The organism is Pantoea sp. 1B4 (genome assembly GCF_016925765.1).
In the GTDB taxonomy this organism is placed as follows: Bacteria; Pseudomonadota; Gammaproteobacteria; order Enterobacterales; family Enterobacteriaceae; genus Pantoea; species Pantoea agglomerans.
In genome coordinates this window covers 1,836,784-1,857,467 of sequence record NZ_JAEUWZ010000001.1, presented here as the reverse complement: position 1 = coordinate 1,857,467, position 20,684 = coordinate 1,836,784, and the positions used below count along the sequence as shown (strand labels likewise).

General features: G+C 56.5%; 19 protein-coding genes and 4 pseudogenes. 16 read left to right on the top strand and 7 right to left on the bottom strand.

Going from position 1 to position 20,684, the window contains the following annotated elements:
* Position 1: 1 nt before the first annotated feature.
* The 8 genes and pseudogenes from JNO11_RS09050 to JNO11_RS09010 all read left to right on the top strand — a co-directional run bounded on the left by JNO11_RS09050 (position 2) and on the right by JNO11_RS09010 (position 3,830).
* The gene (locus JNO11_RS09050) at positions 2-166 is read left to right on the top strand and encodes a DUF1317 family protein (RefSeq protein WP_033771331.1); all 165 of its coding nucleotides are present in this window, start codon (positions 2-4) and stop codon (positions 164-166) included.
* An 11-nt stretch (positions 167-177) separates the two neighbouring features.
* A complete protein-coding gene (locus tag JNO11_RS09045; protein ID WP_325177204.1) occupies positions 178-621 on the top strand; it encodes a hypothetical protein in 444 nt (147 codons plus the stop codon).
* Positions 622-648: 27 nt separating this feature from the next.
* Positions 649-1,038: a hypothetical protein gene (locus tag JNO11_RS09040; RefSeq protein WP_325177203.1), complete on the top strand. Its 390-nt coding sequence runs from the start codon at positions 649-651 to the stop codon at positions 1,036-1,038.
* Complete coding sequence (locus JNO11_RS09035; protein WP_325177202.1) at positions 1,035-1,346, top strand: hypothetical protein; 312 nt, start codon at positions 1,035-1,037, stop codon at positions 1,344-1,346. The genes JNO11_RS09040 and JNO11_RS09035 overlap by 4 nt, the downstream gene beginning before the upstream one ends.
* Positions 1,347-1,545: 199 nt before the next feature.
* Positions 1,546-2,212 (top strand): annotated as a pseudogene (locus JNO11_RS09025) (hypothetical protein).
* Positions 2,212-2,502, top strand: coding sequence for an antitoxin PHD (locus JNO11_RS09020; RefSeq protein ID WP_325177200.1), 291 nt, complete (start codon positions 2,212-2,214; stop codon positions 2,500-2,502). The pseudogene JNO11_RS09025 and the gene JNO11_RS09020 overlap by 1 nt, the downstream one beginning before the upstream one ends.
* Complete coding sequence (locus tag JNO11_RS09015) at positions 2,502-2,849, top strand: hypothetical protein (RefSeq protein ID WP_325177199.1); 348 nt, start codon at positions 2,502-2,504, stop codon at positions 2,847-2,849. The genes JNO11_RS09020 and JNO11_RS09015 overlap by 1 nt, the downstream gene beginning before the upstream one ends.
* 789 nt (positions 2,850-3,638) lie before the next feature.
* On the top strand, positions 3,639-3,830 hold the full coding sequence (locus JNO11_RS09010; protein ID WP_325177198.1) for an AlpA family transcriptional regulator: 192 nt from the start codon (positions 3,639-3,641) through the stop codon (positions 3,828-3,830).
* Here the strand turns inward: JNO11_RS09010 and JNO11_RS09005 are convergent.
* The gene (locus JNO11_RS09005) at positions 3,811-4,989 is read right to left on the bottom strand and encodes a tyrosine-type recombinase/integrase (RefSeq protein WP_325177197.1); all 1,179 of its coding nucleotides are present in this window, start codon (positions 4,987-4,989) and stop codon (positions 3,811-3,813) included. The genes JNO11_RS09010 and JNO11_RS09005 overlap by 20 nt on opposite strands.
* Before the next feature lie 212 nt (positions 4,990-5,201).
* On the opposite strand from JNO11_RS09005, the pseudogene JNO11_RS09000 reads away from it, so the two are divergent.
* The 3 genes and pseudogenes from JNO11_RS09000 to JNO11_RS08990 all read left to right on the top strand — a co-directional run.
* A pseudogene (locus JNO11_RS09000) lies at positions 5,202-7,076 on the top strand (TonB-dependent receptor); the annotation flags it as partial.
* A gap of 91 nt (positions 7,077-7,167) precedes the next feature.
* Complete coding sequence (locus JNO11_RS08995; RefSeq protein WP_010245254.1) at positions 7,168-7,992, top strand: RNase A-like domain-containing protein; 825 nt, start codon at positions 7,168-7,170, stop codon at positions 7,990-7,992.
* Entirely contained in the window at positions 7,961-8,302 is a 342-nt protein-coding gene (locus JNO11_RS08990) for a contact-dependent growth inhibition system immunity protein (protein ID WP_124889951.1), read from the top strand. The genes JNO11_RS08995 and JNO11_RS08990 overlap by 32 nt, the downstream gene beginning before the upstream one ends.
* Before the next feature lie 13 nt (positions 8,303-8,315).
* Here JNO11_RS08990 and JNO11_RS08985 read toward each other — a convergent pair whose 3' ends face one another.
* From JNO11_RS08985 to JNO11_RS08975, 3 genes are all read right to left on the bottom strand, one after another.
* The gene (locus JNO11_RS08985) at positions 8,316-8,876 is read right to left on the bottom strand and encodes an isochorismatase family protein (protein ID WP_325177196.1); all 561 of its coding nucleotides are present in this window, start codon (positions 8,874-8,876) and stop codon (positions 8,316-8,318) included.
* Positions 8,877-8,891: 15 nt separating this feature from the next.
* Entirely contained in the window at positions 8,892-9,317 is a 426-nt protein-coding gene (locus JNO11_RS08980) for a MarR family winged helix-turn-helix transcriptional regulator (RefSeq protein ID WP_010245273.1), read from the bottom strand.
* A gap of 66 nt (positions 9,318-9,383) precedes the next feature.
* Complete coding sequence (locus JNO11_RS08975) at positions 9,384-9,941, bottom strand: helix-turn-helix domain-containing protein (RefSeq protein WP_060680161.1); 558 nt, start codon at positions 9,939-9,941, stop codon at positions 9,384-9,386.
* Positions 9,942-10,064: 123 nt separating this feature from the next.
* On the opposite strand from JNO11_RS08975, the pseudogene JNO11_RS08970 reads away from it, so the two are divergent.
* From JNO11_RS08970 to JNO11_RS08955, 4 genes and pseudogenes are all read left to right on the top strand, one after another.
* Positions 10,065-11,238: pseudogene (locus tag JNO11_RS08970) on the top strand (benzoate/H(+) symporter BenE family transporter).
* A 172-nt stretch (positions 11,239-11,410) separates the two neighbouring features.
* Positions 11,411-12,772, top strand: a complete 1,362-nt coding sequence (locus JNO11_RS08965) for an SrfA family protein (protein ID WP_325177195.1) — start codon at positions 11,411-11,413, stop codon at positions 12,770-12,772.
* A gap of 2 nt (positions 12,773-12,774) precedes the next feature.
* Positions 12,775-15,738, top strand: a complete 2,964-nt coding sequence (locus JNO11_RS08960; protein WP_033757570.1) for a virulence factor SrfB — start codon at positions 12,775-12,777, stop codon at positions 15,736-15,738.
* A pseudogene (locus JNO11_RS08955) lies at positions 15,735-18,102 on the top strand (virulence factor SrfC family protein). The gene JNO11_RS08960 and the pseudogene JNO11_RS08955 overlap by 4 nt, the downstream one beginning before the upstream one ends.
* Here JNO11_RS08955 and JNO11_RS08950 read toward each other — a convergent pair.
* The 3 genes from JNO11_RS08950 to JNO11_RS08940 form a co-directional block, all read right to left on the bottom strand.
* Positions 18,099-18,362: a barstar family protein gene (locus JNO11_RS08950; RefSeq protein WP_010670099.1), complete on the bottom strand. Its 264-nt coding sequence runs from the start codon at positions 18,360-18,362 to the stop codon at positions 18,099-18,101. The pseudogene JNO11_RS08955 and the gene JNO11_RS08950 overlap by 4 nt on opposite strands.
* 2 nt (positions 18,363-18,364) lie before the next feature.
* Positions 18,365-18,799 (bottom strand): ribonuclease domain-containing protein, encoded by a 435-nt coding sequence (locus JNO11_RS08945; protein ID WP_010670098.1) that lies wholly within the window; start codon positions 18,797-18,799, stop codon positions 18,365-18,367.
* Positions 18,800-18,885: 86 nt separating this feature from the next.
* A complete protein-coding gene (locus JNO11_RS08940) occupies positions 18,886-19,227 on the bottom strand; it encodes a helix-turn-helix domain-containing protein (protein ID WP_009090299.1) in 342 nt (113 codons plus the stop codon).
* A gap of 302 nt (positions 19,228-19,529) precedes the next feature.
* Here JNO11_RS08940 and JNO11_RS08935 point away from each other — a divergent pair, with 302 nt between their 5' ends.
* Positions 19,530-20,684: an efflux RND transporter periplasmic adaptor subunit gene (locus tag JNO11_RS08935; RefSeq protein ID WP_010245312.1), complete on the top strand. Its 1,155-nt coding sequence runs from the start codon at positions 19,530-19,532 to the stop codon at positions 20,682-20,684.

Below are 20,684 nucleotides of genomic sequence, written 5' to 3'. Positions count from 1 at the left end.
GATGCAAAAGCCAGATGATCATATCACCGTTGGCATCATCACCCTGCCCTACAGCCATATCCTGAATGGCTGGATTATGCCTGATGGCTCGGTAATCAGTAATCCCATTAAGGCGCAGCGTGAAGCTGAGCGGCTTAATAAAACCATCAACATCACCATCCACTGAGGGCCAGCAACATGCTTTCTTCTAAATCGAATAAAGAAGTCGTCGCTGCTGGCCACCAGTTCGCCAGGAGCATCGGTAAAGAAACCTCTCTGCTGGAAATGGCAAAGATGGTTAGTGATTTGGCTACGCGTCTTGATGTTGCCACCGTCCGCGCCAGCCTGATGGCTTCAGAGGTTCTGCGCATCAACAGCGTGCTGCCTGATACCATTTCAGCACTACAGGCTGCAGGCGCAGACCTGACGCTGATTGATGACCTGAATGCAGCACTTGCTACGCCAGCCTGCGGCCAGTGGATTTGCACACTGCGCGGTGAAGCACTCGGTGAAGCACGCCGGGCTGTAGCAACTATGGGTAATCAGCAGCTGCCCGGAACTTTACAAGCGATCAACATCATTTCCCAAATGGAAATGGATTTGCTCCGCTCACGTACGGTAACGCTGAAGGTGGTGTCATGAAAAAGGTAGCTCAGTATCGCCGCAGTCATGGCCCTAACGCCGGGTTCAGCGAAAAGCTGGCCTGGCAGTTATCAAAAAGGCCCGGCAACGGGCCGTGAGCTGGCGGAACGCCTCGGTATGACCCTGCGTGAGTTCAACCGCTTAATCCTTAATACCATGCAGCATGGCGGTGAAACGCTGCAGATAAAAGCGTCTGACCAGGTCAGTTTGGGTGGTGGCTCCGTTGACCGCACTTACACCCTGACCAGAAAGCCGCGCCGTGTTGCTCGCGGGCAAGCTAAGCCGATGGTGATCAACCACAGCAATGACTGCTCCGAAGAAGCAAAGAAGCGTAACCGTGAAGCAGCTGCTCGCCGTGCTCGTCTGATTGCCAGCGGGCTGTATCTGGAATGCCTGGTTAAGGAGAAGATTCAATGAGCATTAAGCCCTTAGAAGTTAAACGCGACCAATATGGCTATTGGTCTCATCCAGATTATCTGGCGTTCTGTGATGGTCGTGAATTTATCCCTACCGCTGAGTTTGATCAGTGGATCTCAGAGCATGATTTGCAGTGGAAGGTTGAGTACCGTGATGAAGACATGATCGACCCCACTGTAGATGGTTGCGATATCTCTGCCTGGCAACCTGAAAGCCCTGAAGGTGAAGGCTGGTTTGTTGGCTCCATCCATGACACTGAAGACGGTGCAGTATGTATTTGGCTCCGCGCCATTAAGGATGGTGAGTGATGGATACTCGTGAGCCAATGCGACGCCGTAAAAATGACAGTGACAAAATGAATCTGCCTGAAGGAAAGGCATGTAGTGACTGCGTTCATTGCCGCCGCTGCACAATGATGTTTGGACACATCCCTACAGATGAGGTGTGCGACTGGGCACCATCAAGATTCCGCCTGGCTGAGCCAGTTATCCGCGCAGGAGAGCCATCATGAAAGAGCGCCCAATCCTCTTTAACGCCGACATGGTTCGTGCAGTTCTCGACGGCAGAAAGACCCAGACGCGCCGGGTTATGAAGGTGCTGCCACACGCCGGAGTGCGCAATTCTCCATTCGTTAAATCCGGCATTGAAGACGGGCATGGTAAGGAGTTGGTTTGCCCGTTCGGAGAAGTTGGTGATCGCCTGTGGGTGCGTGAGACGTGGTCTGTCGTTAGCCATGCATTTGATGATGATGGTCTGATGATTGATTACGCTCCTGACCGTCCGGCAAAGGCCGTGCATGAGAAGCCGTTCGGCAGGGGCTATTACTCTGGTCACGCTATTTACGCTGCTGACGGCGGTTTTACGTGGGGGGGACGATGATGGTTACGTTGATGGCCGGTCATGTTGGAAGCCATCTATCCACATGCCGCGCTGGGCTTCCCGCATAACGCTGGAGATTACCGGCGTTCGTGTGGAGCGGTTGAATAGCATGACCGAGAGTGATGCGCTTGCTGAAGGGTGTAATGGCGGTCACGACTCTATCCCCGGCTACATGTACAGCGCCACGCCACATGAACACTTCCATCATGTCTGGCAATCCATCTACGGCGCTGACAGCTGGCAGGCTAACCCGTGGGTGTGGGTTATTGAGTTTAAGCGCGTGGAGGTGGAGTGATGTCCACCAAGGCAGATTTGCAAGCCAGGGTTGATGAGCTGGAAAAGGATAATCAGGCTCTAAAAAAACTTTTGGCGCGGGCAGAACGCGAGTTGAATGACAAGCTTTATCCCGAAGAACTGCCGCCCTTGCCAGTCCCTTACCTCATTACTTGTCAGATGAAGTATTACCGGATGCCGTGGGAGCCATTCTGGTGTTACGAACATCTTCAATGGTGCGATGAGTTGGATAGCAGCTTTCCATATTCAATGGCTGACAACTCATGCCCTGTTTGTAGAGGTGCTGAATAATGGCAAAGTCACCCGCCGAACGCAAAGCAGCGCAGCGTGCCCGTCAGGCCGCTGCCGGTGGTAAAAAGCTGGAGCTGGCGCTGGATAGTCAGGAACTGGAGATGCTGGCGCAGAACTGCGCCGCACGCCGCCCCGGTCGTGAACCGTATGAGCTGAACGAGTACATAGCGTTGCTCATCCGCAAAGATGCCGCTGAACTGGCGCTGCAGATTGAAGCGCTGGCACAGCAGCAATGCGGTAAGTGTGCCGATCAGCTTCCGGTGCAGTCCTGCCCTTGCAAGGGTGAGGCGGCTTGCTGGGCCACCAGCGGCTGGCATAAATTGAAATTGAATATCGATACTCCGTGACCTGTCACGGCTAAACAAACCTGATGCAGCGGGAATATGTGGAGGAAAATATTTGCTAATATTTCAACAACACCTTCAAAAACGCACTGATAGGAGAATACTGTTCACAGTATTAGACTTAATAGTTTAACTTGGAGCTTATTGGGAAGAGTGCTTCAATGACATTGAACATCCATTATCGCTAATCATCGGAGTTTTTTTATGTTATCAGACACAAATATTATGGACAGTATTATAAAAACCATGTCTATCATAACTGCTGTATGTGGTTTCATTGTAGCTTGTGCAGCGCTCAAGTTTAATTATGACATACATACTAGGCAAACACTGAACCTGTATATCCAAAGATGCAATGATATCACAAAGGATAACGGATTGGATCCGTCGAGGGAAAGCATCGGAACAGTGATAACCAGCTGTTGCAAAGCATGCGAATACATCGAAAAATACTCTCCGCCAATCTTTCTGAGGTATATCACCTTTAGGAAATTAGCTACACAAAAGACCGAGTTAACAAATTACTTGTGGGATTTGCTTCCATTCTCAATTTGGGAGGAAATCATTCACAAAGACAAATTAACTGAGTACTTAAGTAACGCTGACACTTTAGATAAAGATAAGCGTGTTTTAGAAGGACAGTACAAAGGGCTTTATGACTTTTTTTCTAATCAGATAAAATCTGCTGGCTAAAAAACTAAGCCATTAAGCGGATTTTGAATAATTACATTAAGCCGAAATCTATCAAGGCTGAAAAATCCTGATGCAGCAGGAATGTGTGGAGAAAAAAGAATGGCTAATATTGACATGATCTTCGAAAGCGAAGCGATGCAAAAAATTGGGGTTACCTCGCGGACAACAATGAGGACTTATGTGATGCATCATTCCTTCCCCAAGCCAGTAAGAAATCGCCCAAAAAAATACTTACTGGCTGAGGTAGAGCAGTGGATTTTAAACGGCGGCGTTAATCAGAGATCAGCTTGATCTGCTCAAAAATCTTGTCAGCGTAAAGTTCATAAGCAACCTTTTGTTCCGCTAACCAATCGTGCTTGTTATAAACTGCAAGCACTCCTCCAAGATCATGCCCCAGCATTTTCTCAATGACATGGGGCGCAATCCCTTCCTCTGCCAAACGAGTAGCCATCGTTCTGCGGAAGTCATGAGCGGTAAAATCACCAAAATTAACCTGATCGCGCAGAAGTCGGACATACCTGGTTGAAGAACCAATGCTCAGCGGAACGTTCCTTTCAAAAGCACCGTGAAACAGCAGGCCATTGCCATTATCGATTGACTGTTTGAGTAGTGGCTCGACTTGTTTGAAGATCGGTCTCCTGATGATTTTATTTGTTTTGCTACGGTCTGAGGGCAATGTCCAGATACCCTCTTCAAAATCAAAATCCTCCTTTCGTGACTCTCTCAATTCGCTATTGCGTGATCCATACAAAATGAGGGACTTAATGAGCATTTTGCTCGAAAACGTTGCGGTAGATTTTTCGTTCTCAACCCATATCTTTGCCAACTGCCGATAGGTAAGAACCGTGTCGCCGGTTTTAGGGTTCCTGCCAAATTCTTTGGGATTCAATCTCAGAAGCGATGAGTCTTCAATAAACTGTCTTCGTGAGCACCAAGCTATTGCGCCGCGCAAATGCACCAATAGCTTACGGGCTTTTAATGGATTTGCCTGTTCTTGCTCCGTGAAAAAGTCTACCCAGGCACTGACCGGGATGTGCTCTATTGGTATATCCGCAAAATACTTTTCCATCTCATTAAGCACTATGCGCTCGTACACTTCAGCGGTGCTTTTTCTCAGTGACTGAAGCACATAGTTGTCATACCAATACTTGATGCACTCATGTACGGTAGGCTTCTTCTTTTTAACAAGAAGTTGATGCTTAGGATCGATCCCTTCAGCAATGAGAGATTTATACTCACCGACTTTTATACGAGCATCACGTAGAGATACCGCGGGGTAACGGCCTATCCCAAGTCTGTGTTGTCTGCCATTTATTCTGTACCGGTATTGAAAGCTGACTATCCCTTTAGGGGTTATCCTTATCCCTAATCCGTCAGCATCGGTTATTTCCGCTGGACCGCTGTAAGGTTTGCCATGTAACCCGCGCAGTTTGGTATCGCTAATAGCCATTGTGTACTCACCATAAAATTTCATGACTCAATTTGTACTTAAATGGCATTGTACACAGATGTTTATAGGTGTACAGAAGTGATGGCAAGTGCAATTAAGTGAGAAAATAATATATTTATAATCAAATAGATATGAACATAATTGGTGATTATTAAGCACTACTGTTTTTAGATGAACACTAGATTCGGAAACGCCAGAACTCTAAACATAAGAGGCAAAATTACGCACAGGACCTGCAGCTGTCGATGCGTGGCTTTGGCTCCCGCTCAACCTACGGCGTACGCGGTCTGCGCATCTATGTGGATGGCATCCCGGCCACCATGCCGGATGGTCAGGCGCAGACCTCCAATATCGATATCGGCTCGATTGATCATGTCGAGGTGCTGCGCGGCCCGTTTTCTGCGCTGTATGGCAACGCTTCGGGTGGCGTGATCAATGTCACCACTCAGCAGGGTCAGCAGCCGACCACGCTTGAAGCCAGCAGCTGGTACGGCAGCTACGGCAGCTGGCGAAACAGCGTCAAAGCCAGCGGCGCGACCGGTGACGGCAGCCATGCCGGGGATGTGAACTACACCGTCTCCGCCTCCCGCTTCACCACTCATGGCTATCGTGATCACAGCGCTGCGCAGAAGAACCTTGGCAACGCCCGACTGGGCGTGCGTATTGATGATGTCAGCACCCTGACGCTGCTGTTTAACAGCGTTCACATTGACGCGCAGGATCCCGGCGGCTTAACCGAGACGCAGTGGCGTGAGAATCCACGTCAGGTGGTCAGCAACGTCCCGCTTTATAACACCCGTAAGACTGTCGATCAGACTCAGGGCGGCCTGCGTTATCAGCGCCAGATGAGTGAAAATGACGACCTCAGCGTGATGCTCTATGCGGGCATGCGCGAAACTACCCAGTTCCAGTCGATCCCCGCAGCCGTGCAGCGCAACCCGTCTCATCCCGGTGGCGTGATCGCCCTGACCCGCCACTATCAGGGCGTCGATACCCGCTGGACCCATCGCGACACGCTGCTGTCTATGCCGGTGGCGCTGACCGGCGGACTCGACTACGAAACCATGACCGAGCGCCGCAAGGGCTATGAAAACTTCACGGTCAGCAACGGGGTGACACAGCTGGGCGAACAGGGCAATCTGCGCCGCAACGAGCGCAACCTGATGTGGACGCTCGATCCCTATCTGCAGACCGCCTGGCAACTGACCGATAAGCTGTCGCTGGATGCGGGTGTGCGGTTCAGCACCGTTAACTTTGACTCTAATGACTTCTATATTCAGCCCGGTAACGGCGACGACAGCGGTGATGCGCGCTATCACAAATGGCTGCCCGCTGCGGCACTGAAGTATGCCTTTGACCCAGGCTGGAACGCGTGGATCTCCGCCGGTCGCGGCTTTGAAACCCCGACCATTAATGAGCTCTCTTACCGTTCAGACGGCGCGACCGGTCTGAATCTGGGGCTGAAACCGGCCACCAGCGATACGCTGGAGATTGGCAGCAAGAAACGCATCGGCAATGGCCTGATCAGCGCGGCGTTGTTCCAGATCGATACCCAGGATGAGATTGTGGCGGATGCCAGCAGTGGCGGACGCACTACCTATAAAAATGCCGGTCAGACCCGCCGTCGCGGTCTGGAGTTAAGCCTGGATCAGCAGTTTGCCTGGGACTGGCGGCTGAAGATGGCCTACACCCTGCTGGATGCGCGCTATCGCACTAACGCCTGCGGCAGCGACAGCTGTGACGGCAACCGCATTCCTGGCATTGCCCGTAACATGGCTTACGCCGGACTCGGTTACCTGCCGGAACAGGGCTTTTATGCGGGCAGTGAGGTGCGTTATCTGAGCCAGATCGCCGCTGAAGATCAGAATAGCGTGAACACCCCGTCCTACACCGTTGCAGCGGTTAACAGTGGCTATAAGTGGCTGGTTGAGAACTGGACACTGGATCTGTTTGGCCGGGTCGATAACCTGTTTGACCGGCACTATGTGGGTTCAGTGATTGTGAATGAGAGTAATGGACGCTACTTCGAATCCGCGCCGGGCCGCAATTACAGCGTCGGTTTAACGTTGGGTTACGCCTTCCGCTAAAACAATTTGGGCCACGGCTGTGGTGGCCCGGATATTACCTTCACACGCGAATCAGGCGCGCGAATTGAATTTCTTTTAAGGATTGATTGTTATGGACAACGAGCTACAAATTGCAATGTCTCCGGTACATCTTGCGGCGGTGCTTTCCGATAAGTCAGTTACTGAATCCGAGGGAATGAGCAACCGTCTTATGGGGGGTCTTGACCTGCTCATGGGTAGTCTGGAGTTGGCTGGTGCAACCGCATTGTGTATGGCTCCCGAACCCACCGGGATAACCAAGGCAGCATGTATTGTCGTTGGTGCTCACAGTATGGATAGCATTAATGCTGCAGCTAACCGGGTGCTGACCGGCCAGAATACCCGAACTGCCACCTACCAGACGGCTGTTGCTCTCGCAAAGAAATTTGGCGCTGACGACACAGCAGCATGGAATATCGGTCTGGCCATAGATGTGGGTGTTCCAGCTGCCTTTGGACTTACTGTTAGTGCAGCCCGTGTTGTATACGTCCGGGCGGGTACGTTTAAAATTGCTGAGCATGAGGCTGTCAGCTCAGTAAGGGCTGGCGGCCACACCATTGCTAAGCACGTCGCAATTTCTGATAATGATTTACTCGCCAGGCTGGCCCTCAGCCCAAATATGCACTCAGTATCATCATATTATTCAGTTCAGATTGCAGAAAAAGCGATCAGCTCAGCCCTGAAAGCTAACCGACTACGGATCATTCATTGGGCGAACTGGGGGAATAACGCCAGTCCTCTGGAACTGGTATATCGTAGCAGGGCTGCTGTGGGTTATGGATTCAGGCAGGGTAAAGCGGCAAAAGAAACCTGTTACGCTGTGCGAGTGGTGCTGCTTAAGCAAACTTATAACGGGAAACCTTACTATGTTCTCACGTCTTATCCGTGGATGGGGTGATAAACCCGAGAAACAATACCCGGCGCTAACCGGCATGTTAAGATTGTTTTTAAGCTGCCACCATGACGACTTTGGCAATACCCTCGAAGAAATGCTTCAGAGCTATATTGATCATGACATGCCTGTTATCGAAGCGCGGAATGAAATAAACATCCTGCTTCAGAATGAGGATGATGATTTGAATGTCATTATGTCAGCGATTGCTGGTGAAGAGTTTCGTCCGGCCCCCTGGGGAGAAACGTGGCGCAGTTTTTTGATAAGAGCTGTGGCTGCCCTCAACGGGCCACCGTCGCGGTGGCCCGACGCTTAACGTCACACGCCAATCATGCGCGCGAATTCAGCTGCGTCTTAATATCCTCACAGCTGCCGGTTTCACCCAGGCGCGGGAAGATCAGGTTCACGCTATTGTTGTGCGTATCCAGGTTGAGATCGGTCATCGCATCGGTCGCCAGCGTGACGTTGTAACCCAGCTCATACGCCTGTCGTGCGGTGGATTCCACGCCGATGCTGGTCGCGATACCACAAATCACTACCTGAGTAATGCCGCGCTTTTGCAGCTCATCGTGCAACGCCGTGGCGTGAAACGCACCCCAGGTTTTCTTGGTGACCGTAAGGTCATTCTGCTGTGGGGTCATCGCCGGAACCAGCGTCGCCCAGTCGGCGGGCAATTCGCCGCTGTGACGTGCCTGCTCATTGCGGCCCGGCGCCCCACCGGCCACGTTAACCAGCACAACCGGCAGATCGTGCGCGCGAAACGCCTCAGCCAGTCCGGCACAGCGTTCGATCACCGGCTGCGGTTCATGAACCAGCGGCAGCGCCACAATGCCATGTTGCAGGTCGATAACAATCAGCGCAGTTTTTGCATCAAGTGTGGTTACAGCCATGTTGAATCCTCAGATTTAATAGTCAGTGAGTCGTTGCAGCAGAGGGAGAACGTCGGTCAGTTGCTGCTGTTCTGCCGGACTCAGTCGCGCTTCCAGCGTCCGGACCAGCCAGTCATCGCGCATCGCGCGACTCGACGTAATCACCGCCAGGCTGGACGTCGTGGGAAGATAGCGGGTTTTACGGCCATCATGGGGATCCGGCTCGCCCGTCACCAGTTCTGCCGCCAGTAACCCGGCGACGGTCGCGCCCATTGACTGGGTGCGTACGCCCTCGGCCGCCGCCAGTTGCGTTACCGTCATCGCCCCATCGCGAACCAGATGACCCAGCACCGCGACCTGCGACCAGGTTAATTCGCCAGGCGGTGCTGACTCGCGCAACCGGCGGCCCAGCTTGCCCACCAGCATGCGCAGCATTGCAGCGGATTCAGTCAGATCGCTCATTACCCGTCTCCATCGATAAGCGAAAGTATAAAGATACGAAGGTAACCTGTGTAGTTTGCTCAGGTATCAATTTGTAACGTCCGGGCGCTGCAGATAGTGGATCAGACTGTGGAAGCGCAGCGGCGTGCTGAGCGGGTTCCGGTAACTGTGCAGCACGTCGGCCCTGAACTGGAACGCCTCCCCGGCGAGCAGACGTCGCCAGAGGTCACCGACGCCCAGCAATAGTTCGCCCTCGATGACCACCACCTGCTCCACACAGCCCGCTTCATGGGGCGAAGAATGACTCTGCGCGCCCGCTGCCAGCTCCACCGCCAGCAGATCAAAACGCAGTTGCGGATCGTAAGGCAGCAGCGACCGTACCGACATGTCGGCATTGGGCTGACTGAATCCAGGCGCGGCGCCTGAAGGCAGTACGCTGCCGTCGATAAAAAAGGAAAAAGGAACGTTGAAACCGGTGGCAATCTTCCACAGCGTCGCCACGGTGGGACTCGATTCGCCGCGCTCAATCTGGCCCAGCATCGCTTTACTGACGCCGGTTCGCTCCGCCGTCAGCGTCAGGCTCCAGCCATTGGCCTGCCGCAACTGTCTGAGCGCGCTGCTCAGGTGTTGCTGAAAATCCGCCATTTTTTCTCCTGCTTTCTCGTCATCCTGGTGAGTGACGTTATGGTAATAGTGTAACACTTGTGCGTTATAGCGCATCATGCGACCATGTGCGCTATAACGCACAACCTCATAAAGAGTCTGACCATGACGAGAGCGGAACCTCCCCGTTTTACCCTGCCGATGCTGGTTTCCGGCTTTGTGGCTGTGCTGGTGGGCTACAGCAGCAGTGGCGCGATTATCTATCAGATGTTTCAGGCGGCGGGCGCCACGCCCGCGCAGATTGGCGGCTGGCTGTCGGTGCTGGGCATTGCGCAGGGGATCGCTTCGCTGAGCCTGTCACTGCGCTACCGCATGCCGGTGCTGGCTGCCTGGTCAACGCCCGGCGCTGCGCTGCTGGCGACCAGTTTTCACGGCATTTCGCTGAATGAGGCGGTAGGCGTCTTTGTTTTCGCCAACCTGCTGATCGTATTGTGCGGCGTCACCGGCCTGTTTGCCCGGCTGATGAACTACATTCCTGCCTCGCTGGCAGCGGCGATGCTGGCAGGTATTCTGCTGCGCTTCGGGCTGCAGACCTTTGCCGATTTGCAAAGTAACTTTGTACTGTGCGGCAGCATGTGCCTGGCCTGGCTGCTGGCCCGCCGCTGGCTGGCCCGCTATGCAATTCTGGTCACGCTGCTGGTGGGTGTTGCCGTCGCGCTGGCACAGCACGCCATCCACTTTCCGCCGCAGCCGATTAGGCTGGCAATGCCGGAAGTCGTGATGCCGCACTTTACGCTCACCACGCTGCTGGGGATCGGCGTGCCCTATTTCCTGGTGACGATGGCGTCGCAGAACGCCCCCCGGCATCGCCACGCTACAGGCGCACGGCTACCGTCCACCCGTCTCTTCACTGATGAGCTGGACCGGATTAATTGCGCTGCTGCTGTCGCCATTAGGGGGTTTTTCGGTCTGCGTGGCGGCGATTACGGCGGCCATCTGCATGAGCGATGAGGTCGACCCAAATCCTCAGCAACGCTGGCGCGCGGCGGCGCTGGCGGGGATCTTCTATCTGCTGGCGGGCGCGTCCGGTGCGCTGATCGCCGTGCTGTTCAGTGCCCTGCCTGTGGTGCTGATTGAGGCGCTGGCGGGTCTGGCTCTCCTTGCCACGCTGGGTGGCAGCCTCCACCGCGCACTGGATCTGCCTGCCGAACGCGACAGCGCGCTGATCACCTTTCTGATCACCGCATCCGGCGTTTCGCTGCTGGGCATTGGTCCGGCCTTCTGGGGACTGGCGGGTGGCGTCATCGCCCACCTGTTGCTGGTGCGCAAATCCGGCTGATTGCGTCATACTCTCTGAAATAGCGGTGGTTTTTCCGTCAGCCGGTGAAAAAAACAGTGGATTTACCCCCTTTTTCTGCCGTTTGATTTGTCATTGCCCCGCGTAAAATCAACCTAATCGTCGATAACACGCGATTTTCTGCCTCAGACAACGACCGATAAGGGCCCAACAGGTGGCAAAAACTTTTCTGCGCAGCGGTAATTTAGATGCAGTTCTGGCGTTAGGTGAAAATGGCCAGCCGGTCTACGCCTCAGCATTGCAAATTCGTGAAACCCTGCGCCTGCGCCGTCAGAGCGCACTGGCAGATTGCCTGGCCATTCCTCAGGCCAATGAACGGGGCGATCGCCTCGACTGGTATGCCCCTTTTAGCGGCCGGGTGAAATCCTGGCTGGGTGCCAGCGATCATGAACGTCGCGCGGCGCTGCAACAACTCACCGCCTGTCAGCAGGATATGCAGGATCTCAGTACGCGCGCGCGCGCGGCAGAGAATCCATCAATGCGGCTGTTTGGTGCGCTGCTGAGCAAAACCCTGCAATTCCCCGACCAGCAGTATGTCTATCTGGTTGATGGCAAACCGGTCATCACCTTCTGGGGCTTTGTCGATGCCCAGGCGCGTAGCCGCGATGACGCGCTGGCCTGCCTGCGTGACACGCTGGAAGAGAACCTGCCGGTGGCGCTGGTTGAACCGCTGCCTGAGCTGCCTGCGGCGCCGGTCATCGCTGAACCAGTGATGATCGCTGAGCCCGAACCTGAACCTGTGGCTGAACCGCTGCCGGTTGCAGCACCCGTTGAAGCTCAGCCGGCGACGCCTGTAGCGGCTCGCCGCCGTTTCCGCGTCTGGTATCTGTTACCGCCGGTGGCGATTGCTGCCGCCGTGACGGTGGCCGTGTTGCTGCATCGTTCAGAACCCGTAAAAACACCGGTTGCCACTGCTAAGCCAGCGTCAGCCCCGGCGACGGTATCCACTCCGGCCCCGGCTGCGACTCCGACACCGGTTGCGGCGACACCGTCCGTCACCCCACCTGCCGAGCAGGCAGCACCGGAAAAACTTCCCGAATCGCAGCCGCAGAAACCGGCCAACACCACCACCGATACCGCACCGGCAACCTCATCTGCTACCCTTGCCACAACGGTGACGGCGCCGGTTCCGGCCAAACCCGATGACCTGATCGTGACGCCGGATGCGGTGCGCGATGGCCAGGTACGGGTGATTGATGGCCGCTGGCGTGTCACTATCGACCAGATGCCGACGCCAACCGGTAAGCCTCCGGTAATGCGCTTCCAGTTTAAAAACGGCAAAGGCAGCGTGCAGATCGCCCAGGGCAATACTACCTGTAAAGCGGATGTCAGCGCGGCCATGACCAGCGCCGGTAACCTGGTGATTGAGAGCCGCTACACGGCGAAGTGCCAGAACAGTTCGCGCTACCGTATGCCACTGCTGGTCTGCCATGCGAGTATCGGCGCCGCAGTGTGTGAAGCGCAGTATGCTGATGACCGGGTCTTCCCGATGACGATTAAGCGTGAGAGTAAATAACGATGCTGGCTCCCCTGATCGATGACAAACAAAAAATTTCGCTGATTGAAAACAGCGGCGTGCAGTTTCTGGATTTCGGCCTGCAACTCTCAGATACCCCGGCGCGCCGCCAGTTTGTGCGCCAGACCGCCAACGGCCCGCTGCTGCGCCTGAACGTCGATGGCAACAGCGGCAAGTTCCTGCTCTATCCGGAAGATGGCGGCGCTGCGGAAGTGGTGCGCCCGGAGTCTGATATCGCGCTGGCGGACTCGCTCTCTCTGCTGTCAGCCTGCTGGCTGCCGCTGCCGATGCTGCGCTGTGCCAGCGGACGTCGTTTTATCGGCGGTCCTGAAAACTGGGCGCGGATGCGTCTGGTTGCGCTGCCCGCGCCCGATGCAGCGGGCAATACCCATCGCGTCAGCCTGGCCTTTGATACCCGCTGCGTGGCGGAACAGGATGGCGGTGAACAGCTCGGCCTCAGCCCAGCTGATGCTCAGAACGGTGTGACTTTTGCGCTCGCCTGGCACAACTACGAGCTGGGTGATTTTCTTGACCTGACCTGGGTTGACGGCTGGCTGCGCGAATCCTTTACCGACCGCGTCTCCGATCGCCGCGAACAGGCGATTAATCAGGCGCTGCGCGAGTTTGAGTATCAGGCGCACTACCTCAATCTGCTGGAACTGCTGGGCGAACAGCTCGACCTCAGCGAGATCCATATTCAGGCCGCCACGCTGCAGACCCCGGCGGTCAATGTCGATATCATTCTGGATGTCGGTAACTCCCATACCTGCGGCATTCTGGTTGAAGATCACCCGGAAGAGAGCAACGGCCTGAAACAGACCTATGAGCTGCAGCTGCGCGATCTGTCGCAGCCGCATCAGGTTTACAACGAGCTGTTTGACAGCCGTCTGGAGTTTGCCGAGACCCGTTTTGGCAAAGCGAACTTCTCGCTGGAGAGCGGTCGTGAGCAGGCCTTTATGTGGCCTTCTCTGACGCGCGTCGGCCGTGAAGCGAGCCGTCTGGCCCTGCAGCGTGTGGGACTGGAAGGCAGCACCGGCCTCTCCAGCCCGCGCCGTTATCTGTGGGATGAGGCGCGCTATCAGCCAGGCTGGCGTTTTAACACGCCCGGCGAGCAGGCTGAACCGCTGGCCTATGCCGCACCCTTTACCACCCTGCTCAACGACGAAGGCCAGCCGCTCTCGACGCTGGCACCCGACGATCGTCTGCCGGTCTTTTCTCCGCACTACAGCCGCAGTTCGCTGATGACCTTTATGCTGTGTGAGCTGCTGGCTCAGGCGCTGATGCAGATGAACAGCGCGGCACAGCGTCAGCGGATGCCACAGAGCCACGCGCCGCGTCAGCTGCGCCATGTGATCCTGACGCTGCCGTCAGCGATGCCGAAGCCGGAGCGTGAAATTTTCCGCCGCCGGATGCAGGAAGCGCTGGCGCTGGTCTGGAAAGCGGAAGGCTGGCTGGCTGACGAAGATGACCTTTCACCAGCACTGCCACGTCAGAACCCGAAACCGCTGCCGGATGTGCAGATGGAGTGGGATGAAGCGACCTGTGGTCAGATGGTCTGGCTGTTTAATGAAACCCAGGTCAACTTTGCCGGTCGCGCCGAAGACTTTTTCAGCAGCATGGCCCGTCCGGATCGCCCGCGCGATGCTGACGAACTGCCAGGCAAGAGCCTGCGCATCGCCTCGATTGATATCGGCGGCGGCACTACTGACCTCGCCATCACCCAGTATCGTCTGGATGATGGTCAGGGCAACAACGTCAAAATCACGCCGCGACTGCTGTTCCGCGAAGGCTTTAAAGTCGCGGGCGACGATATCCTGCTGGACGTGATTCAGCTGTGGATTTTACCGGCGCTGCAGCAGCATCTGCAGAAAGCGGGCCTGACGCTGGCGGAACCGCTGATGAACAAGCTGTTTGGTCACGACAGCCGCATGGACGGTCAGGCCACGCTGCGTCAGCAGATCACCTTACAACTGTTTATTCCGCTGGCGCAGGCGGTACTGGAACGCTACGAAAACTGGGATCCGCTGGAGAGCCACGCGGAGATCAACGCACTGTTTGGCGAGCTGGTCGATCAGCCGCCGGGCGAAGCGGTACTGGCCTTCGTCAACGGCGAGATTCAGCGCGAGCTGGGCGGTAACAGCCGCTTTGACCTGCTGCAGGTACCGCTGGTGGTGAGCCTGTCACAGCTGCACGGGGAATTTATGCAGCACCGGATGGCGATTATCCCGGCGCTGCGTTCAATGTGTGAAGTGGTGTCGCTCTATCAGTGTGACGTGCTGCTGCTGACCGGTCGCCCGTCGCGCTTCCCGGGCATTCAGGCGCTGGTGCGTCATCTGCAACCGCTGCCGGGCAGCCGTATACTGTCGCTGGAAGGCTATCACACCAGCGACTGGTATCCGTTTAACAAACATGGCCGCATCGACAACCCGAAATCGACCGCGGCGGTCGGCGCGATGCTCTGCCTGCTGGCGCTGGATCTGCGCCTCAGCAGCTTCTGGTTCCGCGCAGGCGATTTTGAACCCTACTCGACGATTCGCTATCTTGGCATGCTCGACGAAAACCAGGCGCTGACGGACGAGAACCTCTGCTACAGCGAAATTGACCTCGACGATCCCGGCTATGTGCTGGATAAAAAGCGCAGTTTCCGTATTCGCGGCAACGTCTGTCTCGGCTTCCGCCAGCTTGATAACGATCGCTGGCCCGCCTCGCCGCTCTATAGCCTGACGCTGAACGACGCCACCCTGGCGCGTAAAGTGGCCGGTGAGAGCGTGCTGCGCATCCGGCTGGCGGTAAAAGCCGGACCCGACGCGTCCGGCCCGGAAAGTCTGGTGCTGAGCGATGCCCGTCTGGATGATGGCACCCGCGTGCCGCTGGAGCAGTTGAGTCTTAAGCTGAATACCCTGTCGGCGACCGGCAATGCCAATGCGCAATACTGGATTGACAGCGGGAGCGTGTGTAAACGATGAAAGCCCTGAAACCCCGTCAGCCGCAAACGCTGGCAAAACGTCTTGGCCTGTTGCAGGACGCCCTGAATAACAGTCTGGCCTGGATTGAGAGCAGCCGTGAGCAGTCGCCGCGTCTGGCGCTGGAAGCAGAAACCCTGACGCTGCAACTGCGCCAGGCGCGCGTGCAGACTCAGGCGCTGGCGCAACAGGTGGCGCGTCCGGTGACGCTGGCGCTGTTTGGCCAGTCGCAGGCGGGTAAGGCCTGGCTGCTGAACGAAATGGTGGCCGATGCACAGGGCCAGTTAGTGACCCGCATGGGTGATAAACTGCTGAACTGGTTTCAGCATATCAATCCCGGCAACCTCGATTTTGCTACCGCCACCCGTTTCAGCCATCAGCGCGAGCCGCTTTCAAACGAGTGGCCGGTTGAACTGATGCTGCTGAGTGAAGCGGAGATCGTACGGCTGATGGTCGCCTGTGCCGGCGCGACAACGCCCGACACCGCACAGATCGACAGCGCACTGCAGCGCCTGCAGCGTCATCGCCTCGCCACGCCGCTGGCGGGTCTGGAAGGCGATGCGCTGGTGACACTCTGGTCCTGGTGCCGTCGCCGTGCGCACCACGATGCGCGGCTTGATCGTCATTTCTGGCCGCAGGCGGTTGAGCTGGCGCCCTGGCTCAGCGTTGACGACCGGGTACAGCTTTTTTCACTGCTGTGGCCTGGTCAGCCTGAACTGAATGAGATGCTGCGCACCCTGCTGCATCTGCGTCACCAGTTGCGTAACAGCAGCCGGGTGCTTGCTCCACTGAGCCTGCTGACCGACACATCACTGCTGCCGGCCGAGCAGCTGATTGTGCCGGCCAGTGAGCAGGATCAGCAGCAGCTGGTGGAAGTCTGCCCGCTGAATGGTAACCGCATCGGTAAGGCGCAGAACGTGCCGCTGGGATTACTGGCGCTGCTGACGCTGGAAGTGCTGGTCCCGCTAAGTTCCACACCGCGAACCGCGCTCTATGATGATGCCGATATGCTGGAACTGCCCGCGCCAGGCCAGTCCGGTGACGCGGCAATCCAGGAAGATCGTCAGCGCCTGCAGCAGCAGGATCCGCTGCGTGCCCAACTGCTGGAGCAGAAACGAGCCCTGCTGCCCGGTTTTTACGCCGCGCGTCAGGCAATTGATCTGCTGCTGGTCTGTACCGCAGCCAGCCAGCGTCAGGATGCCGACCTCGCCAGCGAAACGCTGCGCGAATGGCAGCGTCAGCAGCCCGCACAGGAATCCGCAGAGAAACCGCGTCTGATCTGGGCGATTACCCCTTTCGATGCCCGCCATCAGCAGGTCAATGTAGATGAAGCGGTGCAGCGTCAGATGGGACAGCCCGGTCAGCACTGGGGATCGATGCTGGCACTGGATCGCGCGGGCGTCGACCGCATGGCGAGCTGGTTGCAGGATGAGATGCAGCCGGAAGCCCGCCGCGACATGCTGCTGGCTCAGCTGGCGCAGATTCAGCACACTGTGGTGGAGCGGCGTTTATTGCCCTGGACCGAAGCGGGTGCCAGCCCGGAACAGGCGGCACGCAAACAGAATATCGCCGATACGCTACTGAAGTGTTTACAGCATCGGACCGGCCTGCATGGCGAGCTGCTGGAACGCCTGCAGCCGCCGCGTGAGGCGCTGCGTCAGCTGTGGCTCAATCAGTCCGCCTTACAAGGCAGCAAACCGGCCAGTATTCAGGCACCGGAAAATCAGTTTGGCATCGGGTTTGAATTTGACCTGTTCAGTGAGAGCCCGGCTGAAGCGCCGGTTCAGCCGCGTCAGAGTCTGCAGAGCGCGCAGCAGTATCCGCGTCAGGTGCTGCTGCTGTGGCTGGATCATCTGCGTCAGCTGCCGGAAAACCGCAGCCTGCTGGCGTTGCTGAACGTGGATAAGCCAACGATGGAGTGGCTGGTTGAAGAGCTGATCACGGCCGGATTCCGCACCGATATCGCGCAAAAGCTGCAGCAGGCGCTGCATGAGCCCGATACGCAGAGCGTCAGCCATGAATCACGCGCGGATCGTCAGGTGACGCGGGCAATGACGGTGCTGGGGGGATTTTGTGGCCTGGCTCGGTTTTTTACAGCGTCCTGAATCGGAACGCCCTGCCAGCCGCGTTAACCGGGGTCAGGTGATTTTCTCGCGGCCTCCGGCTCCCAGCGTCAGCTTTAGTTCCGGTCAGCGTCTGACCAGACTCTCTGCCGCCCCGGCCAACCACACGGCCTACTATATCTACGACTGGCTGGTGGGGCTGAACCAGGTCATCATTGAGAACAATGGTTACACCGGCGGCGGCGATCTGCCGCTGGCAGCCCGCGAAGCGCTGGTTGCGCTGCTCAAGCCGCTACGCGCTTAATCAATGATCAGGCGCAGTTCGCCCTCCAGCGACTGCGCCGCCTCTTCCAGCAGCGCCAGCACCGGCGCTAAATCGGCCTGATGCGCGGCATAGTGCTGCAACCACATTGTCGCAGGCAGCGCCATCCCGCCCGTCAGCCAGTCCCATAACGCATCCAGATTATGTCCAAAGGTCTGCGGACAGCCGCTCTGCTCAGCAAACTGCTGATAAAACGCCGCGCGCGTGGTGAGCTGACGCAGGTCAAAGGTCAGATTAAGCATGATCAGGGCACCTGCCTGAAACTGCGGTAGTGATCGGTGGAGAGAAACACCAGCCCGTCAGAGGAGTAAACCAGGCGATCGGCGTCGCGATGCCCGCAGCGATAATTCACATCCGCTTCATACCACTGACGGCCCGCACGCGCGGGCAGACGCTTTTCACGGTTCGTAAAGCGATCGCCGCCAATGGCTCTGCCTGGCAACACGTCACACAGGTTGCCTTTGGCCGGATTCCAGCCACGCTTGCGCGCGTCGTTTTTGGTGAGGTAGTAGTCCGGCAGTTGCTGATGCTGCAGCACCCAGCGCGCCACGGTATGGGCGTCAGTCAGGGTGGCGATATCGGCCTGGGCAGGGGCTGAAACAGAATTCAGATAGGGTTTAAGGCCGTAGAAACAGGCCGCGAGGACGAGAAAAAGTCCAATCCAGAGTTTTTTTGACATGATGGCATCCGTGACGACAGGACGCAGATGATACCAGTTTTGCGCGCAGAGAAAAGCGCGGGCCAGACAAGCTGGCCCTGGCGAGGTTATGCTGCGTGCGAATCCCCGCTGTGCCGACGCCATGCACCCGGCGCGACGCCATACTGGCGTTTGAAGCTGCGGTTAAAGGATTGCTGGGAGTCGAAACCTAACGAGATAGCCACATTGAGAATCGGTTCATCTGTGCTGGTCAGGCGGTCGGCTGATTTCTTCAGCTTCTTAACCCGGATGTATTCACCCAGTGGATAACCGGTGTGCTCTTTAAACATGCGCTGCAGGTGCCATTTGGAGTAGCCCGCGCGCTCTGAAACGGTATCCAGATCCAGACGTGCTTCGATGTTGTTATCAATCCAGTCGATTAAATCGTGAATAAAAGCATCACTCATCATTCCAGTCTCTCCTGTCGCCGTGGCGAAAAGTATTAGTATCAGTTGCAGTTACACTTAAGGGTGGCTGACTATGCCATTTAATGCAAGTTTTATTAGTACATTAAATGCCGCACTATTTGTGGGGTTTTAGCTAAGTTGTTTAGGCTTTCATCACCCTGCCCTAAACCGCACATAAAGTGTATCTGTTATTCTTGCAGTTGCCAGCCACGCAAGCCTACACTCACCGCGATTAATTGCAATCTTAAAAGTTGCAAATATTGGCCTGCAGGCCGCCTGTTTATATCTATCGCGGAATAACAACAATGATTACGAACCGGGTTCGTCAGGGTTTAACCCTCTTAGGGATGGTACTGCTCATCACGCAACTGAGCGGCTGCGATAAAGGTGTGGCGCAAAACGCCGCTCCCCCGCCGCCTGAAGTGAGTGCCGCACCCGTGCTGATCAAACCGGTCAGTCAATGGGATAATTTCAATGGCCGGGTTGAAGCGGTGCAGAGCGTGCAGTTGCGTCCGCGCGTCTCTGGCTACATTGATGCCGTTAACTATCGTGAAGGCGATGAGGTCAGAAAAGGTCAGGTACTGTTTACCATTGATGACCGGAGTTACCGCGCGGCGCTGGAGCAGGCCAAAGCGGAACTGGCCCGGGCGCGCAGTCAGGCGAGTCTGGCCCGCAGCGAATCGGGTCGCAGCGAGAAGCTGATCGGCACGCAGGCGATTTCCCGCGAAGCGTGGGAGCAGCGTCGTTCTGCCGCCAGCCAGGCGCAGGCGGATGTGCTGGCCGCAGAGGCCGCGGTCGATATGGCGCAGCTGAACCTCGACTTTACTCGCGTTACCGCGCCGATTGATGGCCGCGCCAGCCGGGCGATGATCACCGCCGGTAACCTGGTGACCGCCGGCGACAGCGCCAGTGTGTTAACCACGCTGGTGTCGCAGCAGCAGATGTATGTCTATTTCGATGTCGATGAGAACACCTTCCTGAACTATCAGGCGATGGCGCGTCAGGGCCAGCAGCGCCATGCACTGCCGGTTGAGATTGCGCTGGTCGGCGAACAGGGTTTCCCGCACCAGGGCAAAATTGACTTTCTGGATAACCAGCTGACCGCCAGCACCGGCACCATTCGTATGCGCGCCCTGCTCGACAATCAACAGCGTCAGTTTACGCCTGGCCTGTTTGCCCGCGTGCGTCTGCCCGGCAGCGCGCAGTTCGAGGCGGTGCTGATCGATGATAAAGCGGTATTGACCGACCAGGATCGCAAGTATGTCTACGTGGTGGATGGCGAAGGTAAAGCGCAGCGGCGCGATATCCAGCCTGGCGCGATGGTGGATGGTTTGCGCATCGTTAAATCGGGTCTGCAATCCGGCGACAAGGTCATCATCGCCGGTCTGCAAAAAGTATTTATGCCCGGCATGCCGGTCACTGCTCAGCCGGTCGCCATGCGTGCGGCAGCCGCTCAATAA